15 protein-coding genes are annotated in these 17,366 nt (G+C 60.0%); 7 read left to right on the forward strand and 8 right to left on the reverse strand.

Going from position 1 to position 17,366, the window contains the following annotated elements; translation table 11 throughout:
• Positions 1–72 precede the first annotated feature (72 nt).
• The gene (locus EFR00_RS02370; protein WP_183739867.1) at positions 73–1,074 is read left to right on the forward strand and encodes a L,D-transpeptidase family protein; all 1,002 of its coding nucleotides are present in this window, start codon (positions 73–75) and stop codon (positions 1,072–1,074) included.
• A 43-nt stretch (positions 1,075–1,117) separates the two neighbouring features.
• Here EFR00_RS02370 and EFR00_RS02375 read toward each other — a convergent pair whose 3' ends face one another.
• The gene (locus tag EFR00_RS02375; protein WP_009993882.1) at positions 1,118–1,909 is read right to left on the reverse strand and encodes a phenylalanine 4-monooxygenase; all 792 of its coding nucleotides are present in this window, start codon (positions 1,907–1,909) and stop codon (positions 1,118–1,120) included.
• A 123-nt stretch (positions 1,910–2,032) separates the two neighbouring features.
• Between EFR00_RS02375 and EFR00_RS02380 the strand changes: the two genes are divergently transcribed.
• The gene (locus EFR00_RS02380; RefSeq protein WP_010030248.1) at positions 2,033–2,494 is read left to right on the forward strand and encodes an Lrp/AsnC family transcriptional regulator; all 462 of its coding nucleotides are present in this window, start codon (positions 2,033–2,035) and stop codon (positions 2,492–2,494) included.
• Positions 2,495–2,536: 42 nt separating this feature from the next.
• Here the strand turns inward: EFR00_RS02380 and EFR00_RS02385 are convergent, their stop codons facing one another.
• Entirely contained in the window at positions 2,537–3,037 is a 501-nt protein-coding gene (locus EFR00_RS02385) for an Lrp/AsnC family transcriptional regulator (protein WP_009995541.1), read from the reverse strand.
• Positions 3,038–3,166: 129 nt separating this feature from the next.
• Here EFR00_RS02385 and hppD point away from each other — a divergent pair, with 129 nt between their 5' ends.
• The 4 genes from hppD (at position 3,167) to maiA (ending at position 7,392) form a co-directional block, all read left to right on the forward strand.
• Positions 3,167–4,276: a 4-hydroxyphenylpyruvate dioxygenase gene (hppD, locus tag EFR00_RS02390; RefSeq protein ID WP_009995542.1), complete on the forward strand. Its 1,110-nt coding sequence runs from the start codon at positions 3,167–3,169 to the stop codon at positions 4,274–4,276.
• Between the two features lie 80 nt (positions 4,277–4,356).
• On the forward strand, positions 4,357–5,718 hold the full coding sequence (gene hmgA / locus EFR00_RS02395; RefSeq protein WP_077994044.1) for a homogentisate 1,2-dioxygenase: 1,362 nt from the start codon (positions 4,357–4,359) through the stop codon (positions 5,716–5,718).
• A gap of 19 nt (positions 5,719–5,737) precedes the next feature.
• A complete protein-coding gene (locus tag EFR00_RS02400) occupies positions 5,738–6,763 on the forward strand; it encodes a fumarylacetoacetate hydrolase family protein (protein WP_077994041.1) in 1,026 nt (341 codons plus the stop codon).
• The gene (gene maiA / locus EFR00_RS02405; RefSeq protein ID WP_077994039.1) at positions 6,760–7,392 is read left to right on the forward strand and encodes a maleylacetoacetate isomerase; all 633 of its coding nucleotides are present in this window, start codon (positions 6,760–6,762) and stop codon (positions 7,390–7,392) included. Before EFR00_RS02400 ends, maiA begins: the two co-directional genes overlap by 4 nt.
• A 55-nt stretch (positions 7,393–7,447) precedes the next feature.
• Here maiA and EFR00_RS02410 read toward each other — a convergent pair whose 3' ends face one another.
• Together EFR00_RS02410 and EFR00_RS02415 are read right to left on the reverse strand one after the other, a co-directional pair.
• Positions 7,448–7,918: an MEKHLA domain-containing protein gene (locus EFR00_RS02410; protein WP_077994036.1), complete on the reverse strand. Its 471-nt coding sequence runs from the start codon at positions 7,916–7,918 to the stop codon at positions 7,448–7,450.
• A 105-nt stretch (positions 7,919–8,023) separates the two neighbouring features.
• Positions 8,024–8,932, reverse strand: coding sequence for a COG3904 family protein (locus EFR00_RS02415; RefSeq protein ID WP_077994035.1), 909 nt, complete (start codon positions 8,930–8,932; stop codon positions 8,024–8,026).
• 212 nt (positions 8,933–9,144) lie between these two features.
• On the opposite strand from EFR00_RS02415, the gene EFR00_RS02420 reads away from it, so the two are divergent.
• Positions 9,145–10,413: a patatin-like phospholipase family protein gene (locus EFR00_RS02420; protein ID WP_077994034.1), complete on the forward strand. Its 1,269-nt coding sequence runs from the start codon at positions 9,145–9,147 to the stop codon at positions 10,411–10,413.
• A gap of 278 nt (positions 10,414–10,691) precedes the next feature.
• Here EFR00_RS02420 and EFR00_RS02425 read toward each other — a convergent pair whose 3' ends face one another.
• The 4 genes from EFR00_RS02425 to gpt all read right to left on the reverse strand — a co-directional run bounded on the left by EFR00_RS02425 (position 10,692) and on the right by gpt (position 17,324).
• A complete protein-coding gene (locus EFR00_RS02425) occupies positions 10,692–11,225 on the reverse strand; it encodes a SixA phosphatase family protein (protein WP_077994033.1) in 534 nt (177 codons plus the stop codon).
• A gap of 125 nt (positions 11,226–11,350) precedes the next feature.
• Positions 11,351–11,740 carry a hypothetical protein gene (locus tag EFR00_RS02430; RefSeq protein ID WP_077994032.1) on the reverse strand — a complete coding sequence of 130 codons (390 nt, stop codon included), beginning with the start codon at positions 11,738–11,740 and terminating at the stop codon, positions 11,351–11,353.
• Positions 11,741–12,387: 647 nt separating this feature from the next.
• Positions 12,388–16,203, reverse strand: a complete 3,816-nt coding sequence (locus tag EFR00_RS02435) for a vitamin B12-dependent ribonucleotide reductase (RefSeq protein ID WP_077994030.1) — start codon at positions 16,201–16,203, stop codon at positions 12,388–12,390.
• 626 nt (positions 16,204–16,829) lie between these two features.
• Positions 16,830–17,324, reverse strand: a complete 495-nt coding sequence (gene gpt, locus EFR00_RS02440; protein WP_010025058.1) for a xanthine phosphoribosyltransferase — start codon at positions 17,322–17,324, stop codon at positions 16,830–16,832.
• Between the last annotated feature and the right edge of the window lie 42 nt (positions 17,325–17,366).

Consider the following 17,366-nt stretch of genomic DNA (forward strand, 5'->3'; position numbering starts at 1 on the left):
GGGCCGGACCTGTCGCAGAGGCAGTCCCGGGTCTGCGCAGTCCGCGTGGGAACAAATTCCCACGTCGGCCATTTGTCATCCATGAAAACAGCCCTGCCGATGTCGCTGCTCGCTTTGGCCATCTTCGTTGGCGGCGCCGATGCGCGGGAGCTCCGACCCGACGCGATCAATGCTGCGTCGCTTACCAACATTGAGACGGCAAAGCCATCAACCGCCGATCCGGACCCCGCGATCGTCCGCCTTCAGGTTCTTCTCGACCGCGCCGGGTCGTCTCCCGGCGTTATCGACGGCCTCCCCGGAGAGAACGTCGACAAGGCGGTGGCAGGCTTCGAGGCTATGAACAAGCTTCCGGTGGATGGCCGGCCGGATCCAGATCTCGTCTCCCGTTTGGAAGACAATGCCCCCATTGTCGAGACATATGTCGTCTCGCCGGAGGATGCCGCCGATCTTGTTGACAGCATCCCCGAGGATTACGGCGAGAAGGCCAAGATGCAGAGCCTCGGCTATACCAGTGTCGCGGAAAAGCTGTCCGAACGCTTCCATATGGATCTCGATCTCTTGAACGCGATCAATCCGGGTTCGCAATTCGCAGCCGGAGACACTGTATGGGTCGTAAGCCCCGGTCCGCCAAGGGAGGGCAGGGTCAAGCGGATCGAGGCCGACAAGAAGACGGGGCAGGTACTGGCCTACGGCGAAGACGGGTATTTACTTGCGGTCTATCCGGCGACGATCGGCAGCAAAGACAATCCGTCACCCTCGGGAAAGCACAAAGTTAAAGGCGTCGCGAGAATGCCGGTCTACCGGTACGACCCGAAGCGCAACTTCAAACAGGGTAACAACAATAAGGTCCTGACCATTCCGAAGGGACCGAACGGGCCGGTCGGCACCGTCTGGATCGACCTTACTGAGCCGACCTATGGGATCCATGGCACACCCGAGCCCAAACTAATCGACAAGGTCGGCTCGCATGGTTGCGTGCGGCTGACGAACTGGGACGCCGAAGAACTGGCCGGCATGGTCAAGCCGGGCGTCCTGGTCGATTTCGTCAATCGCAGTCCGGCCGCTCCGAAGTGAGACGCGGCATCTCGCACACCGCTGTTTCCCCGTCGAGGAGCGGCTACGAGGCCTTCGCCTCGAAAGCTGGGGCGAAGTCACCCAGCGTTTTCGCCTTCAGGATCATGCCGCCGATATCCTGCTCCACGATCGCTTCCAGGTCGGCAAAGCTGTCGATGACATAGTAGATCGGTTGCAGGATATCGATGCGGTAAGGAGTCCTGAGAACGCTCAGCAGATCGAACGGCCGGAATTCGCACGCGGTGCCTTCGGTAGCCGCCTTGGCTTCACTCGGCGATGAGACGATGCCGGCGCCGAAGCAGCGGCGGCCTTGCGGCGTATTGATCAGGCCGAATTCGACGGTGAACCAGAAAATCCGGAACAGGTGCCATGAATAGCCCTTGCCGAGGCGCATGGCCGTTTCGCCGAAATGCCGGACGAAATTGGCGTAACTCTGATTGGTCAGCAGCGGGCAATGGCCGAAGACCTCGTGAAACAGGTCCGGCTCCTCGATATAGTCGATATGTTCGCGACGGCGCAGGAAGGTTGCCAGCGGGAATTTGCCTTGTGACAGAAGCTCGTAAAAGCGCGAGGGCGGAATGAGCGCCGGCACGCCTTCGACGCCGAAGCCGGTGGTCTCGTTGAGGCGTCTGTTCACATCGAGAAGCTGAGGCACTTTCTCCGGCTTCAAGCCGAGCAGCTTGACGCCATCCAGATATTCCTGGCAGGCCGTTTCGGCCAATATCTTCATCTGGCGCCTGTAGAGTTCGCCCCAGATCGCATCTTCCTCGGGGCTGTAGTCGTAGAGGCCGTCCGGGCCGGGCAGTTTGGCGGTGTAGCTGCTTTCTTTGGTCATCGGCTAATCCTCCCAGGAATGGCGCTATTTCTGCGATTATGCTCCGTGCCGGGCGGATTTTCTTTTCTTTCGTGCCGCTCCTCGCCATAGTGATGAAAAATATTCTCCATCAAGAGAGTGAAAATGAAAGAAACCGGGAACTTTCGCCGCAAGCTTTTGAAGCTCATCCAGGCCGATGGCAGCCTGTCGCTGGCGGACCTGGCGGAGAAGGCCGGCATGTCGCAGAGCTCCGCCTGGCGGAAGATCCAGGAGCTGGAAGCCGACGGCGTTATCCGCAAGCGCGTAACGCTTCTCGATCCCGGCAAACTCGACCTCAAGCTCTGCGTGATCGCGCATGTGACGCTGGAGGATCACCACGAGGAGGCGGTGGCCTCCTTCGCTTCCGTTGTGCTGGAGCGGCCCGAGATCATGGAGTGTTACGCCTTGTCGGGCGCCTTCGATTATATGTTGAAGATCCGCGCCAGCGACGTGGAAAGCTACGAAGCCTTCATGACGCGTTATCTGATGCGCAACCCGCATGTGCGCACCGTGGTCTCGAGCTTTGTGCTGCGCGAGCTGAAGTTCTCGACCGAACTACCGCTTTGACGCTTGTCGCCAAATAAGTCGCCGATCGGTGGCAACGGGAGATCAACGGGCGCTGTCGCCGTGCGAGCTGCCGGGCATGCGCACCGGAAAGCCCTCGAAGGTCTTCAGCGTATCGAGCACGATCGAGGTCTTCACGTGCTGCACCGACTCGTGCGGCAACAGAACGTCATTGACGAACTTGGAGAGGTCGGCGAGCCCGCGTGTTGCCACCTTCAGGTGATAGTCCATTTCACCGGTCAAAGCATAGGCTTCGAGAACCTCCGGCAGTCCGTTGATCAGTTGGGAGAAACGCTGGGCATTGTCTCTGTTGTGGGTGGCAAGCGTCACGGAAATGACCACCAGCATATCCAGACCCAGCTTTTCCCGATCGAGATAGGCCCGGTAGCTGCGGATATAGCCCTCGGCCTCTAGCCGCGTCCGCCGGCGCGAGCATTGCGACGGAGAAAGCGCGATCCGATCGCCCAGCTCGTTATTCGTCAGCCTGCCATCTTTTTGCAGTTCCTGGAGCAGGCGCAAATCCAATTTGTCGATCTGTTCATCCATTGCGTGGAATCTCCAAAACACTCACGAACCGTGCATAATATCTTCCTGCAGCCTAAAGAATGCAAGGATTTTGCACGCGTTTTGCGCCACACTTTGCGCAGTTAAACTCCATCTCGTTAGGAGGAGAAAATGGGTCCTTTCCCGCATGATGCGCCGCCATCCGAAATCACCGCCGACAACCCGGCCGGCACCGACGGTTTCGAATTCGTCGAGTTCGCGCATCCCGAACCCGAGAAGCTCAGTGAGCTCTTCACGCGCATGGGTTATGTCGCCGTCGCCAGGCATAAGACGAAAGACATCACCGTCTGGCGCCAGGGCGACATCAACTATGTCGTCAATGCCGAACCCGGCAGTCACGCCGCCCGCTTCGTCGAAAAGCACGGTCCCTGCGCGGCATCGATGGCATGGCGGGTCGTCGACGCCAAACACGCCTTCGACCATGCTGTGTCGAAGGGCGCCGTTCCCTATGAAGGCGATGACAAGATGCTCGACGTCCCGGCGATTGAAGGTATCGGCGGCTCGCTGCTTTATTTCGTCGAGACCTATGGCGCCAAGGGATCGGCCTACGATGCCGAGTTCGATTGGCTGGGCGAACGTAACCCGCGTCCTGAAGGGATCGGCTTCTACTATCTCGACCACCTCACGCATAATGTCTTCCGGGGCAACATGGACAAGTGGTGGGATTTCTACCGCGAGCTGTTCAATTTCAAGCAGATCCACTTCTTCGATATTGACGGCCGCATCACCGGTCTGGTCAGCCGCGCCATCACCTCACCTTGCGGCAAGATCCGCATTCCGCTGAATGAATCGAAGGACGACACCAGCCAGATCGAGGAATATCTGAAGAAGTACCGGGGCGAGGGCATCCAGCACATCGCCGTCGGCACCGAGGATATTTACGCGGCCACCGACCGGCTTGCCGACAACGGGTTGCGTTTCATGCCGGGTCCGCCGGAGACCTATTACGACATGTCCTATGAACGGGTGAACGGCCACAGTGAACCCATCGAGCGCATGAAGAAGCACGGCATCCTCATCGATGGCGAAGGTGTGGTGAATGGCGGCATGACGAAAATCCTGCTGCAGATCTTCTCGAAAACCGTCATCGGCCCGATCTTCTTCGAATTCATCCAGCGCAAGGGTGACGAGGGTTTCGGCGAAGGCAACTTCCGCGCTCTTTTCGAGTCGATCGAGGCCGATCAGATCAAGCGTGGTGTCATCGGGACCGCAGCGGAGTAAACTCTACGGGCGCCCGTGCGTCTGAAGGGCGCGCGGCGCCGGAGTTTTCGGGCCTTGAGTTTTCGGGGAGGAGTTGAGCAATGGACCAGACATCGATCCAGGCTTCCGGCGGTGAAGCAGCGGCGGCAGACAAAGTGAAATATATGCCGGGCTTCGGCAACGACTTCGAGACCGAGTCGCTTCCCGGCGCTTTGCCGCAGGGCCAGAACAGCCCGCAGAAATGCAATTACGGTCTTTATGCCGAGCAGCTGTCCGGCTCGCCGTTTACCGCGCCGCGCGGGACGAACGAAAGGTCCTGGCTTTATCGCATTCGCCCGAGCGTGCGCCATACGCGGCGCTTCTCCAACGCTTCCTATCCGCTTTGGAAGACCGCGCCCTGCCTCGACGAACATTCGCTGCCTCTCGGCCAGCTTCGCTGGGACCCTATCCCTGCGCCCGAGGAAAGACTGAATTTTCTGGAAGGTGTGCGCACGATCACGACGGCCGGCGACGCCACGACCCAGGTGGGCATGTCGGCCCATGCCTATGTCTTCAACGAGGACATGGTCGACGACTATTTCTTCAATGCCGATGGCGAACTGCTGATCGTGCCGCAGCTCGGCGCCATCCGGGTGTTCACCGAAATGGGCATCATGGATGTCGAGCCTGCGGAAATATGCCTCATCCCCCGCGGCATGATGTTCAAAATCCTCACGTCAGACGAGCAGACGGCCTGGCGTGGTTATATGTGCGAGAACTACGGCGCCAAATTCACGCTGCCGGAGCGTGGCCCGATCGGCGCCAATTGCCTGGCGAACCCGCGCGATTTCAAGACGCCCGTCGCCGCCTACGAGGACAAGGAGAAGCCCTGCCGCGTTCATGTGAAGTGGTGCGGAAAATTCTACGTCACCGAGATCGGCCATTCGCCGCTCGATGTCGTGGCCTGGCACGGCAATTATGCCCCGTTCAAATACGATCTCAGGACATTTTCTCCGGTCGGCGCCATCCTCTTCGATCACCCGGATCCGTCGATCTTTTCGGTGCTGACCGCGCCGACCGAAGATGCCGGTACGGCCAATGTCGATTTCGTGATCTTTCCGCCGCGCTGGCTGGTGGCCGAGCACACATTCCGTCCGCCCTGGTATCACCGCAACATCATGAGCGAATTCATGGGGCTAATCCATGGACAGTATGACGCCAAGGAAGAGGGTTTCGTGCCGGGCGGCATGAGCCTGCACAATATGATGCTGCCACATGGGCCGGATGCGGTCGCCTTCGAAAAGGCCGCCAATGCCGAGCTCAAACCCGTGAAGCTCGATCACACCATGGCTTTCATGTTCGAGACCCGATACCCGCAGCAACTGACGAAATACGCCGCCGAGCTGGAAACGCTGCAGGACGATTATCTCGAGTGCTGGGACGGTCTGGAACGCAAGTTCGACGGAACCCCAGGTATCAAGTGATAACATCGGAAATTGGAACATGAAACTTGCGACGTTAAAGGACTCCACCCGGGACGGCCGCCTCGTCGTCGTTTCCCGCGACCTTACCCGCTGCTCGGAAGTCGGTCACATCGCCCGCACGCTGCAGGCAGCTCTCGACGACTGGGAGCATGTCGCGCCGCGCCTTCAGCTGATTGCCGAAGGCATCGAAACCGGCGCCCAGCCGACGCTCCGCTTTCACGAGCATGACGCTGCGTCACCTCTGCCGCGGGCCTATCAATGGGCCGATGGTTCCGCCTACGTCAACCATGTCGAACTGGTGCGCAAGGCGCGCGGCGCCGAAATGCCGGCAAGCTTCTGGACCGATCCGCTGATTTATCAAGGCGGCTCGGACAGTTTCCTTGCGCCGCGCGATCCGATCGTAATGGCAGACGCCGCTTATGGCATCGACATGGAGGGGGAGGTCGCCGTTATCACCGGCGACGTCGCCATGGGATCGGACCCGCAGGCGGCGCGCGACGCCATCTGCCTGGTGATGCTCGTCAACGACGTCTCGCTGCGCGGCCTGATCCCCGACGAACTCGCCAAAGGGTTCGGTTTCTTCCAGTCGAAGCCCGCTTCGGCCTTTTCGCCGGTAGCGGTGACGCCGGACGAGCTTGGCGACGCCTGGGATGGCGGCAGACTGCATCTGCCGCTGCTCGTCAGCCTGAACGGCAAGCCTTTCGGCAAGGCCAATGCCGGTATCGACATGACCTTCGATTTCGGCGAGCTGATCGCCCATGCCGCCAAAACCCGCCATCTCGCGGCCGGAACGATCATCGGCTCGGGAACGGTTTCCAACAAGCGGGACGGCGGCCCGGGCAGGCCGGTCGAAGACGGCGGCGACGGCTGTTCCTGCATCGCCGAAATCCGGATGATCGAGACGATCGAAAGCGGCTCGCCGAAGACCCCCTTCATGCAGTTCGGCGACCAGGTCCGCATCGAGATGAAGGACCGGGCCGGCCATTCGATCTTCGGGGCGATCGATCAGACCGTCGAACGCTATGGAGGAGCGGGACCGCAATGAGCGAGGTCGTTCTTTACGACTACTGGCGATCGTCGGCGAGCTACCGCGTCCGCATCGCCCTCAACCTGCTGGAGATCGACTACAGGACGGTGCCGGTCAACCTCTTGGAGGGGGCGCACAGGAAGCTTGACTATCTCGCGCTCAACCCGCAGGGGCTCGTGCCGACCCTGGTGATCGATGGAAGGCCCCTGACGCAGTCGCTGGCGATCATCGAATATCTGGCCGAGCTGCGGCCGGAATGCGGATTGCTGCCAACAGACAGTGCCGATCGCCAGCATGTGCGCGGGCTTGCCTATGCAGTCGCCATGGACATCCATCCGATCTGCAACATGCACGTCGTGTCGCATGTCATGACCCTGACCGAGAAGGCGGATGCCCGCGAGGAATGGATGAAGCATTTCATCGCCGACGGACTTGGCAAACTGGAAGCGATGATCGGCGAAGCCGGCGGAACCTTCAGCTTCGGCGATGCGCCGACAATGGCGGACCTCTGCCTTGTCCCGCAAGTTTATAACGCCCGCCGCTGGGGCGTCGATCTCACGCATCTCAGGCGCATCGTCGCGATCGACGCCCGGTGTGCCGAACTGCCGGCCTTCCAGGCGGCGCATCCCGACCGCGTAAAGCCGTGACGTCACCGCCCGGGTACAATGCATCAGCCTGAGGCCCGGCGGCTGGCCGGCGAGCCTACGCGTCCCGCCACGAAGGGAATATCGCAGCCTGGCCCAAACGTTTGCCGCTTTCGTCGATAAGCTGCCAGACAGTCACCTTCTCGATCCAGAAACGGCGCCCCGATTTCGCGATCCTGACGCCGCGGCCATTCTCGACAAAACCGTCGCGCGTCACGCTATCCAGCAGCCGCTGACGCTCGGCGCGATCCGGCTGCTCGGCCGAAAGCCGCGACGGCAGCGCGATGAATTCATCCCAGCTATATTCGAAACAGGTCTGCGCGGTGCGATTCGCGTAGATGAAGCGCGGGTCGGGTTCGGTATTGTGGGCGAGGACCACGAAAGGAGCAGAGTTGTAAAGCCAGTCCGGCCCCTGTCCGTCCTGGACAAGAGGACGGCCGACGATGCGCATGTAGCTGCCGGTGAGAAGGGAGAAAAAATCGGGATCGCTCGTCAGGTCGAGGGCGTGATTGTCATAGATAGATGTCACGAAGTGCCTCGCTGGTCAAATGCCTCGGAGCAGGCGACATGGTGGCAGCTTGCCTCAGGCCGAGGCGATCATCTGCGGCGACTGTGGTCATGCTAAAGCTATTGCTTAACAGCCGTCCAGTGCCGTGATCTTCGAGACCAGCGTCTTGCCAAAGGCGTAAGTGGTCTGGACATCGGCCCGGCCCTGACAGCGCCGTCCATCACGGGTGACGTATTCGTACGAAACCCGCACATCATTATCGCCGCGCAGCGCGGTGCCCGTGAGTTTGAGCGGCTGCGACATCGCACCGAAGAAGGCGTGGATCGAAGCTTCGTTGAAGGGGCCTTTGCCGCGCTTTTCCGGAATGACCAGAGCCGAAGCGGTTTCACCATCGGCCACCGCGAGTGCGGAGTAGAACGCCGTCACCGTGCCCATCGGATCATACGGAAACGTCTTGCCATCGTCGGACGCCGCATCCGCCGCGTCCAGCTGAACCGTATCATAGGCGATGCCGACGCCTTGTGCCTTGGCGGGCGTCAGCCACTCGATGCCTTCAGGCGGCGCTGACGTCACGTAAGCGATCGCGGTGTCGGGCAGTCCCAGCTGATTGAGATAGGCGCCAACCAGAGCATTGGCGACGCCGCTTTCGGTGGCCTTGCCATCTATCACGCGATAGGCAGCATGGAAGCCGAGATTGGATGTGGCCTCAAGCATGCGCGGCGAACCGGCAAGCCAGGTGAGGGCGCAAGCTGAAGCGCACAAGGTCCCCGGAGGGACGGCCGTGGCAAAGTTCCGAAGACGTATCGCGCGTCCGATCTCAATGCCGGCTTTGAGATCCCCGCCCTCGCTGTTTAGAAATACCAGCGCCTTGTTGGGGGCCGCGGCCACGTTTCTGAAAACGATTTCGTCACCTTCGTTTAAGACGCCCGTGACCGAGATCAGGTCCGTGTCACCTTCCAACGGCTCTCGCGTGATCTCCGCTGCTGACAGAGGAAATGCGCATAGAAACAACAACCCAGCCACGATGTAACGCATCGATTCCCCCGCCTTCGCTCGCGTTATTGAACATCGCAAGGGATGTTTTGCAAGACTGATCATGCAACCCTGCAGAGGGCTCGGCCTGTGGATCGAAGTGAAGGAAGGCGGACGCCAATCTCTTGGCAAATCCGCTATGACATTCCTTCGCGCGGGTCTCGATCTGATATACAGCGAATGTCGCCATCCTTGTTAACGTGATACGACAGAGCATGTCAGACGACGAGCATCCTGAGGAAAACGCGGTCTTGTCTGGATCCGACGAACCCGAGAAGCCGGCGAAGCGTTATCAACTCGGCCTCTGCCTTTCGGGCGGCGGCTATCGGGCCATGCTTTTCCATGCGGGATCGCTGGCGAGGCTGAACGAGGCCGGTCTTCTGGCGAAGCTCGATATGGTCTCCTCGGTCTCAGGCGGATCGATCACCTCCGGCCTGCTTGCCCATGTGTGGCCGCGGCTGATCTTTGAGAATGACGTCGCCGTCAACTTCAAGACGGAATACCTGGATCGCATCCTGGCCTTCAGCCAGGTCTTTGCGGATGGGCCAAGCTTCCTGAAGGGCGTGTTAAACCCCTTCTCGAGTGCGGCGGAGGAAGCAGCCAAACTCTACGACCGACATCTGTTCGACGGAACGTCGCCGAGCCTGAAAGACCTGCCGGGATCGCCCTGGTTCGTTTTCTGCGCCAGCAATCTCAGCACTGGTTCGCTCTTCCGCATGTCCAATCGCTATATCACGGATTATCGGATCGGTCTCTCGCTTCATCCGGCGCTTCCGCTTGCGACCGCAGTTGCCGCCTCGGCCGCATTCCCGCCCGTGCTGTCACCGCTGCGATTGGACCTGTCGCAGTTTTCATGGAAGAGAGAAAAGCTCGATGAGACGGTCGGCGAACCTGTCACTCCGGGCAGGGCAATATTGAGCGATGGCGGCGTTTACGACAATCACGGCATCGAGCCGGCGTTGAAACGCTGCGACTGCCTGCTCGTCAGCGATGCCGGCGCGCCCTGGCGTTCCTCCACCCGCGGATATTGGAACTACTTCAGCCAGCTCAAGCGGGTGCTCGACACGGCGGACAATCAGGTGAGGGCGCTGAGGCGGCGGGACCTGATCGGCGGCTTCAAGGCAGCAAAACAGGCTGATCTGCTTGGCCTCGACGACCTTACAAGATCGGCTCTGCGCGCAAGAACGCAAGGCGTCTATTGGTCAATCGACAGCAGGGATGTCGAACTCAAGCCATATGCCTCCTTCACACTGCCGCCGTCGTCAGTCGTTCCCTCCGAGGTCGGCACCTACCTCCATTTCCTCGGCGCGAGAGAGACGGAGCGCCTGGCGAATTGGGGGCACTATGTCTGCGATGCGATGCTCAACCGGTTTTACCCATCGCCGCTGGCTCCATCGTCTGGGCCGCCGTTCTCCGCCGGGGCCGTGAAGCCGTCTTGGGGGGCGAGGGCGAGCAAGCGCCTATTCGACATTCTGCCCTTTTGACAATGGCCGGAGGTGCCGGCTAAGGAGAGCCGAAGGCGGAACTCTGGCGGGGTGAGGGAAGCGGCTGCCCAGCGTGTAGCAATCCGCCACCATATAGGGGAAGAGATGCCCGCAATGGATTACCTTGTAGAACCGATCCAAATTCGTTGACGAGAACGGGTTCTCCAGCCAAGTCGGGGTTGTCGAACCATTGTTCCGTGAATGGCCAGTTCGGACACGCGGGGTGGAATCAGCGCCGGGCACCTTGGCCGTCAAATTCAAAACCAGACAGTGTCGTACTATCCCAAGGATCTCGGGGTTACGAACCGCTCGAGATAACCGGTGCCCGCCGCAATCTCGTCCCATCCGCCGAGATCGAGGTCGATGACGGCGAGTCCCGCCGTCGGGAACTTCTCCCGCATGCGTCCCACGGCAGCGGCATCGCCGTCCGCCACGATAAGCGAGGCCGCGTTCTCCATGCCGGGATTGTGGCCAACAATGAGCAGCGTGCGGATATCAGGTTCGACGGCCCGGATCACATCGAGGATGCGCTCGGCCGACACCTCGTAGATATCAGCCGCCTCGCGGTCGGAGACCTTTTTCGAAAGGGCCTGGCGGATGAGCTTCCAGGTTTCCTGCGCCCGGCGGGCCGGCGAGACGAGGGCGAGATCGGGGATCAGCTTTTCGCGCGCCATATAGGTGCCGATGACGGGTGCTGCCTTGCGCCCGCGACCGGCCAATGGCCGTTCACGGTCGGCCACACCGTTGGGCCAGGCGGATTTGGCGTGGCGCAGAAGGATGAGGCGGTGTTTCGGCATGGGCTTGAGCGTCATTTTATCGCGAGGCCGATGTGTTGACTCCTGAAGCGTAAAGAGTCTGCGAACAACCTCAATAATTGTCCGCCATTTTGTAGCGGGAGGTGATCACGTTGGGGTTATACAGCTTAGTTGCTTGTAAGCTAACTGGCGATACGCGGAAAATCGCTCACGTGAACTTTATCTTCTGCCGCCATTTCTAGCGCTGACTTGTAGGCATTTAGTTGTTTTTCTTCAAATACCTGCTGGCCGAGAGTGCGCGTAAGTTCCTGCAGGACGTCAACAAGTTCTATGAACTGCGGACAATCTGCACCCAGGCGATTTTTTAGATTTCTATTGTAAAAATTCTTAAAGCCCTTGAGTTTGAAACCAATTAGCGAGCGATCTTCCATTGAAAGTACAAGTGTTAGAGCTGTATCTATTCTCCTATAGATTGCAGGAACGGACGCGCGCAGATATTCCAGGCTATCTGAATCTTCATAGTAGATAGCCGCTGGCTCGTACTCCTTTGAAGCTACCAAATCAAACTTCATATTTTCTCGCTTCTCTACCACATTTTGCGGCGATAACGCTGTCGATAGTCAATAGGAAGTTGGCCTGTATCATCGGCTTCCACGAGTTCCCAATGCGTGACAACCCCGCGGCTAATCGGTGTCGCCTTCTTGGAAGTGGCATATCTGCCATAGGGATAATCCATCCTAACGTAGATAACACAAACCAAATCGTTTGGTATCTCTACTGGCTCGACCACGCAACTCATAGACGGAGCATATTTGAAAAGTATGCTCGGCTTCGAAACCTAAGCGTAGATATCATATCCCTGATCGTCATCACCCAGGGGTCTCTTTATACCACGGAAGCAGGCATGCGCGCCATCGATTCCGCAAAGGCCCTGCTGCACGTCAGCATTTCCCCACTTTATCTGAGCGTTGTTAACAGGGGGTATTTGCCCCAATACGAGGCTCCACAAATCAAGCAATGGCTGTCTATGACCAAACTCGAGGGCCTTCCGAACCCCCGCGGCTGTTATGCGAAAAGTCGCTGCTTCTGAGCGACTTGTAGGTGACGAACAAATTATAGTCTTTGGAATTTCAATCCAGGCGGAGGGCTTGCGCCCTCCGCCTTCGATTACGACTAACTTATGGTTTTCCACAGGTCGCCGCACTGCGATTGTCCCCTATCAAGAGCACCCACTCGTCGCGCCACACGTGTCGCACTTCTCGCAGGTGCCATTCCGCACCATCGTGAAGTTCTGGCACTCCGAGCACATGTTGCCGGTATAGCCCTGCATGATCGAGCGCTGGCGGCGTTCGGCTTCCACCTTCTTGGCTTCGGTCTTGGCCGTTGCCGCGTCCGCTGCCGCCTTGTCGGAGAAGAGGGCGGTGGCGTCGCTGGTGATTTCTTCCATCACCTCTTCGGCGATCTCTTCGGCCAGTTCCTTGGCGCGCTCCTCGTAGTCGCGCTTGAAGGCGACGATTTCGGAGGTGGAGATGGCCGTGGTCGGTTCCAGCTTGCGGGCGGCACTGCCGGCAAAGGCGGTGACGGTGCCGGTGGAGGCGGCGCGGGCAGGGGCTGCGGTGGCGGCACCCTTGGGTTCGCCCGCCTGGCGTTCACCGCCGGTGCCGGAAACCAGCGTCGGCTTGTAGCCGCGGGTCCAGCCGGTCGACAGCAGGTTGGTCTTGCCTTCCTGGATGCCCTTGCCGAGCGCCGTGTTGGAGAAATCCGACGTATCGACATGGGCGAGGTCATGACGGCCGAGATAGGAGACGGCCAGCTCGCGGAAGACGTAGTCGAGGATCGACGTGGCGTTCTTGATCGCATCATTGCCGATGACCATGCCGGCCGGCTCGAACTTGGTGAAGGTGAAGGCCTCGACATATTCCTCGAGCGGCACGCCATATTGCAGGCCGAGCGAGATGGCGATGGCGAAATTATTCATCATCGCACGGAAGGCAGCGCCTTCCTTGTGCATGTCGATGAAGATCTCGCCGAGGCGGCCGTCGCCGAATTCGCCGGTGCGCAGATACACCTTGTGTCCGCCGACGGCGGCCTTCTGGGTATAGCCCTGGCGGCGGTTGGGCAGCTTCTCGCGTTCGCGCGAAACGCGTTCGATCACCCGCTCGATGATCTTCTCGGTGATGGTGACGGCCTGGGCGGCGACGGGCGCCTGCAGCAGTTCCTCCAGCGCATCCTCGTCGTCCTCGTCCTCGATCAGCGAGGCGTTGAGCGGCTGCGACAGCTTCGAGCCGTCGCGATAGAGCGCGTTGGCCTTAAGGCCGAGCTTCCAGGAGAGCAGATAGGCGTTCTTGCAATCCTCGACGGTCGCCTCGTTCGGCATGTTGATCGTCTTGGAAATCGCACCGGAGATGAAGGGCTGGGCGGCCGCCATCATGCGGATGTGGCTCTCGACCGAGAGGTAGCGCTTGCCGATCTTGCCGCAGGGGTTGGCGCAATCGAAGACCGGCAGGTGCTCGGCCTTCAGGAAGGGCGCGCCTTCCAGCGTCATCGCGCCGCAGACATGGATGTTGGCGGCTTCGATATCCTTCTTCGAGAAGCCCATATGGTCGAGCAGGCTGAAGCTCATGTCGGCGAGCTGTTCGTCGGAAACCTTCAGCGTCTCCTTCAGGAAGTCGGCGCCCAGCGTCCACTGGTTGAAGACGAACTTGATGTCGAAGGCGCTCTTCAGCGCCGCGTTGACGGCTTCCACCTTCTCGTCGGTCAAGCCCTTGGCCTTCAGCGTCGACGGGTTGATCGCGGGCGCCTGGTTCAGATTGCCGTGGCCGACGGCATAGGCTTCGATCTCGGCGATCTGGCTCTCGGAATAACCGAGCGTGCGCAGCGCTTCCGGCACGGCGCGGTTGATGATCTTGAAGTAGCCGCCGCCGGCGAGCTTCTTGAACTTGACGAGGGCGAAGTCGGGCTCAATGCCTGTCGTGTCGCAATCCATGACGAGACCGATCGTGCCGGTCGGGGCGATGACCGAGACCTGAGCATTGCGGTAGCCATGCTGTTCGCCGAGCTCGAGCGCCTTGTCCCAGGCCGATTTGGCATGGGCGGCAAGATCCTGATCCGGGTTTTCCGAATGAATCAGCGCGACCGGGTCGATCGACAGCGCCTCATAGCCGGAGGTTTCGCCGTAAGCGGCGCGGCGATGGTTGCGGATGACCCGCAGCATGCTCTCGCGGTTCGGCGCGAAATTCGGGAACGGCCCGAGTTCGGCAGCCATTTCGGCCGAGGTCGCATAGCAGATGCCGGTCATGATCGCGGTCAGCGAGCCGGCAATGGCGCGGGCTTCGGCCGAGTCATAAGGAATACCCGAGGACATCAGCAGGCCGCCGATATTGGCGTAGCCGAGGCCGAGCGTGCGGTATTCGTAGGAGAGTTCGGCAATGCGCTTCGACGGGAACTGCGCCATCATCACCGAGACTTCGAGCACGACGGTCCACAGCCGAACCGCGTGTTCGTAATCGGCGATATTGATGCGCTTGGTGGCCTTGTCCTTGAACTGCAGGAGGTTCAGCGAAGCAAGGTTGCAGGCGGTGTCGTCGAGGAACATGTATTCCGAGCACGGGTTCGAGCCGCGGATCGGGCCGCCGGCCGGCGAGGTGTGCCAGTCGTTCATCGTCGTGTTGAAGTGGATACCCGGATCGGCCGAAGCCCAGGCGGCGTAGGAAATGGTTTCCCAGAGATCGCGCGCCTTCAGCGTCTTCATCACCCGGCCGTCCTTGCGGGCGGTCAGGTTCCATTCGCCGTCATTTTCGACGGCGCGCAGGAAGTCGTCCTTGATCGAGACGGAGTTGTTGGAATTCTGGCCGGAGACCGTCAGATAGGCTTCCGAATCCCAATCCGTGTCGTAGGTCTTGAATTGAAGATCCTTGTAGCCCTGGCGGGCGAACTGGATGACACGCTGGACGTAATTCTCCGGGACCTGGTCCTTCTTGGCGGCGCGGATTTCGCGCTTCAGGGCAGGGTTCTTGGCCGGATCGAAGCAATCGCCATTGTCGCCGCCGTCGCAATTGACGCAGGCCTTCATGATCGCCTTCAGGTGCCGGGCGACGATCTTCGAGCCGGTGACGAGGGCCGCGACCTTCTGCTCTTCCTTGACCTTCCAGTTGATGTATTCCTCGATATCCGGATGGTCGATATCGACGACCACCATCTTGGCGGCGCGGCGCGTCGTGCCGCCCGATTTGATGGCGCCGGCGGCGCGGTCGCCGATCTTCAGGAAGCTCATCAGGCCGGAGGAGCGGCCGCCGCCGGAAAGCTTTTCGCCTTCGCCGCGCAGCATCGAGAAGTTGGAGCCGGTGCCGGAACCGTATTTGAAGAGGCGCGCTTCACGCACCCAGAGATCCATGATGCCGCCTTCGTTGACGAGGTCGTCTTCGACCGACTGGATGAAGCAGGCATGCGGCTGCGGATGTTCGTAGGCCGACTTGGACTTGGTCAGCTTGCCGGTGAAGGGGTCGACGTAGAAATGGCCCTGGCCGGGGCCGTCGATGCCGTAGGCCCAGTGCAGGCCGGTGTTGAACCATTGCGGCGAGTTCGGCGCTACGCGCTGGGTGGCGAGCATATAGGCAAGCTCGTCCTTGAAGGCCGCCGCATCTTCCTCGGAAGAGAAATAGCCGCCCTTCCAGCCCCAATAGGTCCAGGTGCCGGCAAGACGGTCGAAGACCTGGCGCGCATCGATTTCGGAGCCGGTCTGCTCCTCCTTCGGCAGGGTCTTCAGCGCGGCATCGTCGGGAACGGAGCGCCACAGGAAGGAAGGAACGTCGTTTTCCTCGACCTTCTTCAGCCGGGTGGGAACGCCGGCCTTGCGGAAATACTTCTGCGCCAGAACGTCGGTCGCGACCTGGGAGAACTGGGCGGGGACGTCGATATTCTCGAGGCGGAACACGATCGAACCGTCCGGGTTCTTGATCTCGCTCGTCGCCTTGCGGAATTCGATATCCGCATAGGCGCCTTGGCCGGCCTTCGTGAAACGACGTTCGATGCGCATAGTCTTGACCTCGCGTTGGCGCCTGTCCCCAGGGCGCAAAATTCCTATCCGGCGGCACATTCAGTCGTGCAGCCAGTCTCGTTTCCGTATCGTGACAGGGGTGTCATCCGGAGATGAGCTTCCTGTATATTGTGGTGATGGTGGCTGCAAACACTAAATATAGTATTAACAGCTTATTATCGCCAGTCCCGATGTCACTTTTTTTGGGGGCTGAAAATCGCGCGGAAATCCTGTCGGGCCTGAACCGTTTTTCGGTGCAGCACCCCATTCCGCGTCCTATTTTCAAAAGGGAACCGGGCTCGTTACCTCCGGTCCTGTCGCCGCCGCAACATCAAGGACAGTAAAGTTTGAAACAGCTGATTCCGTCAAGGGCTGGGTTTTAATTGATTGCTAACCACAACATCTTGTGGATGCGCCTGTGGAGATTGGGGAAAGCCGGGGAACGCTGAAATTACAATGGCTTGCGGGCGCTGCCGGCTAAGGAAAATGCCGGAACCACAAAAAAGCGTCCTGCGGCAAATCTTGTGATGGCATTTCCGGCGCAAATGCGCATGGCGATTCGCCGGAAATATCGGGGCTGTCGAACTGCGCCGGCGACGCTGCCGGCGCACTCCGAGAGGTGGCGGTCAGCGCGCCCCCTTGGCGATCGGCTCCTGATAGGTGAAGCCCATATCCCAGGGGAAATAGATCCAGGTATCCTGGCTCACCTCGGTGATGAAGGTGTCGACGGTCGGCACGCCCTTCGGCTTGGCATAGACGCAGGCGAAATGCGCTTTCGGCAGCATGGTGCGCACCTGCGCGGCGGTCTTGCCGGTATCGGTGAGGTCGTCGACGACGAGCACGCCTTCGCCGCCGTTTTCCGCAAGCTCGGGCGCAATTCCCTTGAGCAGCACCATGTCGCCCTGGTTCACATAATCATGGTAGGAGGCGATGCAGACGGTCTCGATCAGGCGGATGTTCAGTTCGCGCGAGATGATCGCGGCCGGAACAAGGCCGCCGCGGGTGATGCAGACGATCGCCTTGAACGTCTGGTCGAGGCCGGCAAGCCGCCAGGCAAGGGCGCGCGCATCGCGGTGGAACTGATCCCAGGAAACGGGAAAGGCTTTATCGGGAAGGGACATCGGGCTGCTCCGCGGCATGATAGAGATGACACGCCGTTTGCC

Source organism: Rhizobium sophoriradicis (assembly GCF_003939025.1).
Taxonomy (GTDB): Bacteria; Pseudomonadota; Alphaproteobacteria; order Rhizobiales; family Rhizobiaceae; genus Rhizobium; species Rhizobium sophoriradicis.